The sequence below is a fragment of the Pseudonocardia sulfidoxydans NBRC 16205 genome, from assembly GCF_007989085.1.
Classification (GTDB): domain Bacteria; phylum Actinomycetota; class Actinomycetes; order Mycobacteriales; family Pseudonocardiaceae; genus Pseudonocardia; species Pseudonocardia sulfidoxydans.
On sequence record NZ_BJVJ01000140.1, the window covers coordinates 1 to 6,823 of the forward strand.

8 protein-coding genes are annotated in these 6,823 nt (G+C 69.6%); 3 read left to right on the forward strand and 5 right to left on the reverse strand.

Annotation, left to right across the window (positions count from 1 at the left end; all coding sequences use genetic code 11):
- Positions 1–160 precede the first annotated feature (160 nt).
- Entirely contained in the window at positions 161–1,330 is a 1,170-nt protein-coding gene (locus tag PSU4_RS30255) for a hypothetical protein (RefSeq protein WP_147116016.1), read from the reverse strand.
- Positions 1,331–1,567: 237 nt separating this feature from the next.
- Entirely contained in the window at positions 1,568–1,912 is a 345-nt protein-coding gene (locus tag PSU4_RS30260; RefSeq protein ID WP_147116018.1) for a hypothetical protein, read from the reverse strand.
- A 598-nt stretch (positions 1,913–2,510) separates the two neighbouring features.
- On the opposite strand from PSU4_RS30260, the gene PSU4_RS30265 reads away from it, so the two are divergent.
- Genes PSU4_RS30265 through PSU4_RS30275 form a run of 3 tightly spaced genes read left to right on the forward strand, consistent with a single transcriptional unit; the run spans position 2,511 to position 4,195 of the window.
- Positions 2,511–2,738: a hypothetical protein gene (locus tag PSU4_RS30265; RefSeq protein ID WP_147116020.1), complete on the forward strand. Its 228-nt coding sequence runs from the start codon at positions 2,511–2,513 to the stop codon at positions 2,736–2,738.
- Positions 2,735–3,307 carry a DUF6879 family protein gene (locus tag PSU4_RS30270; RefSeq protein WP_147116022.1) on the forward strand — a complete coding sequence of 191 codons (573 nt, stop codon included), beginning with the start codon at positions 2,735–2,737 and terminating at the stop codon, positions 3,305–3,307. Before PSU4_RS30265 ends, PSU4_RS30270 begins: the two co-directional genes overlap by 4 nt.
- Positions 3,308–3,331: 24 nt before the next feature.
- Positions 3,332–4,195, forward strand: a complete 864-nt coding sequence (locus PSU4_RS30275; protein ID WP_147116028.1) for a helix-turn-helix domain-containing protein — start codon at positions 3,332–3,334, stop codon at positions 4,193–4,195.
- A 70-nt stretch (positions 4,196–4,265) separates the two neighbouring features.
- Here PSU4_RS30275 and PSU4_RS30280 read toward each other — a convergent pair whose 3' ends face one another.
- The 3 genes from PSU4_RS30280 to PSU4_RS31665 all read right to left on the reverse strand — a co-directional run.
- Positions 4,266–5,294, reverse strand: coding sequence for a site-specific integrase (locus PSU4_RS30280; RefSeq protein ID WP_147116025.1), 1,029 nt, complete (start codon positions 5,292–5,294; stop codon positions 4,266–4,268).
- Entirely contained in the window at positions 5,291–6,475 is a 1,185-nt protein-coding gene (locus tag PSU4_RS30285) for a hypothetical protein (RefSeq protein ID WP_147116027.1), read from the reverse strand. The genes PSU4_RS30280 and PSU4_RS30285 overlap by 4 nt, the downstream gene beginning before the upstream one ends.
- 142 nt (positions 6,476–6,617) lie before the next feature.
- Positions 6,618–6,823, reverse strand: a 206-nt coding sequence (locus tag PSU4_RS31665) for a hypothetical protein (RefSeq protein WP_186817270.1), incomplete at its 5' end; no start/stop codon positions are given.

Sequence of the window (6,823 nt, forward strand, 5' to 3'; positions counted from 1 at the left end):
CCCACCGGCCTTGACCTCAACGTGTCGGGCATTCTTGTCCGCGGACATGAGGGCTTCCTTCCCTTGTGTCTAGCGGCGGGGGCGGGAGGCCTAGTCCTGCCTCTGCCGTGCTGTGTGCGGTGAACCGGGTGGACAGGCAACATCGGGTTCTCGGCGCTGGTCAGCCGGGATCGGCGCTGTCGTTGCCGGCCAGCAGCTTGAGCGCGTCGTGCACGCCCTGGGCGCGGCGCTTCTCGCAGCCGAAGTAGCGGCGGATCGCCTCGACGCTGGGCAGACCGGTCTCCGCCCACAGCTCCAGCTCCCCGCTCGCGATCGCGGCGCGGACCTTGGTGACGAGGGTGAGGGTGTCGACGGTGTCGGCTGCGAGGCGGTGCGAGCCCGCGTCGGCGACGTCGACGTGAGCTTCCTCGAGGATGGTCGCGAGGAACGCAGCGGCCAGCGGCTGCAGGACGATCGCGACCACGATCAGCACCGGTGGGGCAAGGTGAGCGAGCAGGGTCGTGACGTTGCGCCAGGTCCCGAGGACCGGGAGCACGGGTGCGGCGTTGATCGTCATGGTGGCCAGCAGCAGGAAGGCTTCCAGCAGCCGGATCCTGGTGCGGTTCTCCGGTGCGGGGAAGGTCCGGCCCCACTGTGCGGCGCGGGCGTGCAGGGTCATGATCACCAGCAGCGGCATGGAGAACAGCGGCTCGACGATGTAGGCCAGCGGGGTGCCGTCCGGGCCGACGAGCGCGTCGTGCACGCCCATCGAGGTCCACGCGATGCCGGCGATCGCGACGGCCATCAGCACGAGGCTGACCCCGACGTGGGTGCGCTGCAGCGACGCCAGGCGTGAGGTGGGGTCGAGCAGGCGCCGGCGGCGGGCCAGCGCGCGCCGCTGCCAGACCTGGTCGGCGGCGTCGGCGCGGGCGAGCTGTCGCTCGGCGCGGCGCTCGCGGCCGTCGAGGCGGGCGGTGGCGACAGCGGTGGCGACGTCATGGCGGCGGCCCAGGCCCCGGACCCGTCGCGCCGCGCGGCGTTCCAGCCGCTCCTCGTTGGCGGACAGGACGTCGAGCCGTGACCGGTCGCGCTGCAGGACCGCGAGCTCGCGGTGATAGCCGGCGGTCGCGGTGCGCAGTTCGATCGTTTCGCGCATCGCGCGGATCTTCTTGGCGTTCGCCGACGGGCTGCCCGTCGCGAGCCCGTCATGGGCGACCGGCGGGGTCGTTGCGGACGTCGTGTCCGAGTCCTCCACCGGCACTACCGCGGGGGCGGCACCGGGGCGGCGCGCACCGTTGATCGGGGTCTCGCCTTCGGCCCTGTGCAGGGCATTGATCAGCAGGTCAGACATGGCGGGTCTCCTCGTCGCGGCCGCGGGGCGCGGGAACGGGATCAGAAGCGACTGGAGCGGAGAGGGACACCAGCCAGGTCGAGCCCTGGCAGCGCGGGCATCCGGTCGAGCCGAGCGCGACGATCTGTGCGGTGGTCGGGCTGAAGACGTGGCCACAGTCGGTGCACACCAGCAAAGGAAGCTGCAGCGCTGCTGGGGCGGCTGGGGTGGTGGTAGCGGGTGGGGTCGGGTCGAGGGTCATGACCACACCGGTGCCTGATGACCCAGCGCGGTGCGCATGATCGCCGAGCACGCCATCAACCAGCGTGACTGCGCCCGCCGGGCAGCCCGCGCGGGCCGCTGGCCCGGCTCGTCGGTGAGTTCCGGGCATCGCAGCGCGGCGCACGATCGACATACCCGACCAGACGGGGCGGTCAACGCGGCCGGGGCAACATCGGCCCCGCACATCGCGACGTAGCGGCCGCGGCTGCGGCCAGCGACGACCTCGGTGTCCTCGACGTCGTGAGCCAGCCCATCGACTACCGAACTCATCGAGGTGGTGGGCACGCCAGCAGCGGTGCGCGCACCGTTCTGGCCGTTCATCGAGTCACCGCCGGCCGGACGAGGACTCGCGCATCCCGGGGGCACGGTGTGGTGCTGGTAGCGGCTGTGAGCTCGTCAGCGGCGGACTCGTCAGCGCCGGGCTCGGGGCAAAGGTGCGGGAGGCGAAGCTCCTCGACGTGATCCCAGCGAGGGTCGCGATAGGTCCGCGAGCCGAACCTGCCTTGGGTGACCGTCCAGCCACGGTTGTAGGCGGGAGCGTCCTGGGCGTCGAGGTAGCGCGCGGGCCAGGCCGCAGCGCGCCTGATCAGGCCGATGACGAGAATGCACATGGATCGTCTCTCCTGGTTGGCAGTAGCGAGGGTTGGCGGTCCGCTGGCTCCGGCAGGTGGTGACACACCTGCCGGAGCCCCACAGGGACTCGACTACGCTAACAGAAAGTTTCAGAAAGTTTTATACCGTGCCGTGTGTATGTCAGGCACTGCGAGGGTTTCCACGGGCCAGGCCTGGCATTAACCTCGAACCGCGGCTGAAATATTCTGTAACTGCGGGAGGCGACGTGAACGTGCGAACGGTGGCGACGACGATCGACTGCGAGGGCGGCAACTGCCCCACGACATACGTGACCGAGGTGGGAGGAGTGATCGTGCAGGGCTTTCAGACTGGTCGCTCCGGACAGGTCCGCGTCCCAGCGTCGCTGCTAGACCGCCACGCCGAGCTCGAAGGCGGCACCCGGTGGAGTGGTCCCGCAGATGAGGACCAGGACGGCTGGGTGATCGTCGCCGGCGCCGATCTCGACCGACTCGACGACATCGAGGTGCCCGAGGACGAAGCCCTCGTGGTCGTGCGAGGCTCGGTGATCGCGTGACCACACTCGCCGACCTGTTCGCTCGCTTCCACCAAAGTGCCTGGCGCTACGAGGGCCACGACACCTACGTGGTCAGTGGCGAGGAGGGTCGAATCGCGACCTACCTGCGCGGTGAGCCACTGCCCCGTAAGACTCGCGAGAACAACAGCTGGATCGCGACGGTCGAGGACATCCGAGCCCGCAAGGCGCGGATCAGTCGTGTCCGCGTCGTCGGCCACCCGCTGACTGACTACACCCGCTTCGAGTTCGCGGCCTACCCGGACAACGTGCGCGCCGGCGAGGACGTCGACGTGATCGACCGAGCGCTGCTCGCCCCCGAATGGCGGGCCGTGCCGGACTTCTGGCTCTTCGACGACGCCACCGTGTTCGTGCAGCACTTCGATGACGACGGCAGGTTTCTGGGCGCTGAGCAGGCAGAGGACCCACAGCCATTCCTTGAAGTCCGACGGCTCCTCACCGGCCACACCACCCCGCTCGATCGGTACCAGCTGACCGATCTCCCGCAACAGCGCTCGGTGCCGGTTGTCGGGCCGCCCCCGAAGCTGCCGACCCCCGCCATCCGGCGGTAACCACAACGGAGGACCTGTTTGAGCGTGCCAACGTGGGAGAAGCTCGGCGCCGGGCTGCGAGCAGCCCGACGAGCCGTTGTGCTGCCCTCCGGAGGCCGACTCACCGCGAAGGAGCTGGCCGATCGGCTGGGCGTGTCCGCCCCGACCATCAGCCGAGTCGAAACCGGCGCCCGCCACCCCGGCGCCTTACTGGATCGGTGGCTCGACGAAACCGCCGCGCCGGATGAGCTTCGCGCCGAACTGCAAGTCCTCGCCGCCGACACCACAGAACTAGCCGCCTGGCGGCAGCTACACACCCGCGGCTGGGAGACCCACCAACACGACTACGCAGCGCTCGAGCGTTCCGCAACGACAATCATCTCGTTCCAAAACAGCCTCATCCCCGGCCTGCTGCAGACCGCGGCTTACACGAGCTACCTGCTCGAAACCGTCGTCGGCCTCGATTCCGACGAGACAGCGACCGCTGTGCGGTCCAGGCTCGACCGCCAGCGACTGCTCTACGAGCGAGGGCGGACATTCCGCGTCGTCATCACCGAGGCCGTCCTACGGCACCGCCTCGGAGGTGAGGCGATCATGGCCGAGCAACTACGGCGACTCGCCGACCTCTCACGCCTACCCACAGTCGACCTGGGCGTCATCCCCGTCGACACCGACATGGCGAGCAGATACGGGGCGAGCTTTGACTTATACGACGGCATCGACGGCACCGATGACGGCCTTGTCGTCGTTGAGCTCGAAGCTGGTGAGCTACGTGAGCACGACCCAGGGAAGGTCGAGGCTTATCGTCGCCGGCACGCGATCTACTGGGCTGCTGCCCTCACCGGAGCCGCGGCAGGTGACTTCGTCGAAGCTGGGGCGCAGCGGATGGAATCTCGCATCTTTGGCTGAGATCCCTGGCAAGTATCGCGGACCAGGCTGCTCACCGCCACACGGCGCCGAGCCTCGGAGCGGGTACCACTTACAGTCCGAGCTGCGTTGCGGCGTTGTCCTCCCACGCGGTCTCGATCCGGACGTAGGCGCCGAGGGTGGCCAGCGATCGGTGTCGGGTCTGATGCGCGATGGCCCGGTCGGAGGCCCCGCGTAGGTGGCCGTAGGTGACGAACCCGGCCCTCAGCGAGTGGGCCGAGTAGGGCCCGCCGACCAGCTCGGCCCTCATGGTCGCGGCATGCACCAGGTCGTTGATCGACTCAGGGTGCAGAGCGCGGTCGAGCACACGGTTGCCCCGGCTGACCTTGCGCAGCACCGGGCCACTGGCGATCTCGCCGGCGTCGAGCCAGGCCCGTAACGCGGTGACCGGGCAGCGGCTACGACGGTTGGCGTAGGGCAGGACGACGAGCTCTGGCTCCTCGCCGCGTTGGTTGGTCTTCGACCTCGGCAGTGCGAGCACCAGACCGCGGCGGTGTTCGGTGATCTGCTCGACGGTCAGGGCAGCCAGCTCGGAGCGTCGCAGCGCACCGCAGAAGCCGACGAGCAACAACGCGCGATCGCGCAGGCCCGCGAGGTCGGGCTCGGGCGGTCGGGTCTTCCAGACCCGGGTCTGCGCGCAGTTGGCGAGGACGTCGTCGAGCTCGGGGAACATCAGCGGCGCAGCCTGGTCCGGCGGGGCGCCGTGGGTGCGCCGGATGCCCTCCCACACCGCGACCACGCGTGCGCCGGTCGTCGGGTCGGGAAGGTCGCGCAGCTGGTGGGCGAACTTGATCGACGACAGCCGTCGGCTCATCGTGCCGACCTTCGCACCGTGTCGGGCGAGTTCGGTCAGGTACAGCGAGATTGTGTCACCGGCTGCGGGGAGCGCCGGCCGATCTCGCCGGTCGCACCAGGCGGTGAACTCGGCCCAGTCCGACCGGTAGCCGCGCAGGGTGTTCGGAGCCCGCGCGGCCTCGACGTAAGCAGCCTCGTCCGCAGACAGCGGGAGCTCGGCAGCGAGTTCGAGGGGGTCGTGGTGCACTCGCTCGACCCCGCCGGGCTCACCAGGGCGGACGATCATGCGCTCTGTCCACCCGCTTCCGGCTGACGGGCCAGGATCGTCTCGGTGAGTTCGACGGTCCCGAGGTACCACCAGAACATCCAGTCCAGGAAGGCCGGGTCGTAGTCGCCCTGTTGGCCTCGACGCTGGTGGCGCACCGCGAACTCGTTGGCCAGCGTGAACAGCGCGCCCTCGTCTTTGCGGCCGACCTCGGCCCGGATCAGCTCGCGGCGTTCCTCGAGGATTCCCGCCAGCGCGATGACCGCGGAGCGCTTGTCGTGCTCGGTGCTGTCGCGGCGCCGGTACAGCGAGACGGCGTGCCGGACCCGCTCGGTCACTCCGGTGTCGTCGTCCGCCCGGTGAGTGGTGAGCGCACGTTCCAGCAGATCTGCACGTCCAGGGTCGGTGACACGGACAAGCCGCCCCGTGTCCTCACCGGTGTCGGCCAGGCGCAGCTGAACCCCGGCCCGGTCGAGGAGCCGGTTGATCCGCCATCGGTAGAGCGCGCGGCCGCTGTCGGTGTTGAACACGTCGTAGTGCCAGCCACACCCGCTGTAGCTGTGGAAGTGCCGCTCTCGCGGACGGGCGGCGAGGTCGTGGAAGACCTCGATCAGCCCGTAGAAGGTGTCCTCGTCCCAGTTCTCCGGCTTCAGCGGCCAGAGTCCGGGGATCCCGAGCCGGGCCTCGAGCATGTCGGCCTCATCGACCGGGTCGGCATCGACGCAGTCCGGGGGTAGTTCGCGGCCGAACAGGCCGGCCTCGCGCTGCTCCTCGATCAGCCGCGCGAACCGGCGCCGCACTGTGGTCTCGTCACCGGGGACCTCCCGGCCCCGGTGGGCTCGTTGGCGGTCGGGCCAGTACGGCCGCGGCTCGTGGTGTTCCCGCAGCTCAGGTAGCCGCTCGACGAGGGCGTCGAGGTAGCCGTCGCCGTCGAGCTTCTGGCTGGCCCAGGGATCGGGGTCGCTTCCCCACGGGTCGTTGAAGGAGAAACTGCGGGACTTGGTCGCCTGCGTGTACTCATCGGACGGAGCCTGGCCCAGGAAGGCCTCATCGAGGAGGAACACAATCCGTTCGACCTCGGACGAAACCATCTGGCCGCTCGGCCAGGCCCGGCGCAGCGCGGCAAGCTCGCGGGCGAACAGATCGCGAGGCCAGCGCAGCTGGTAGTCGGCGGAGTCGAAGTCGGGGTATGGGCCGGGCACGTGGACGACCGTACCCGTATTACCCGGGATTCCGTGCATTATCCCGGGTAATACGTGAGCCACGCCGCTGCTCGCGAACCACGAGAGGCGGGCGGTCGACCCGCCCGCGCGCGTCGGCCGTCCCATGCGGCCGTTCTGGCGCTCACCGCTCCGTGAGCGCGGAGGCGACGGCGACCCCGTGCTGGATCACCAGCACGAGCACGACCGTTGATGAGCGCTGCAGCGCCACGCACAGCAGCGTTGCCCGCGGGCCGTTGCGGGTAGCCGCCCTGCTGGAGATACCCGGCTTGCTGGGGTTGGCCTGCTGCTGGTCCCACGCCTGCGCCGGCGGGGGCGGCCACTGCTGAT

Coding starts and splice junctions, on each gene's coding strand:
- PSU4_RS30255 (WP_147116016.1), bottom strand. CDS start 1,330: ATGTCTGACCTGCTGATCAATGCCCTGCACAGGGCCGAAGGCGAGACC.
- PSU4_RS30260 (WP_147116018.1), bottom strand. CDS start 1,912: ATGAACGGCCAGAACGGTGCGCGCACCGCTGCTGGCGTGCCCACCACC.
- PSU4_RS30280 (WP_147116025.1), bottom strand. CDS start 5,294: ATGATCGTCCGCCCTGGTGAGCCCGGCGGGGTCGAGCGAGTGCACCAC.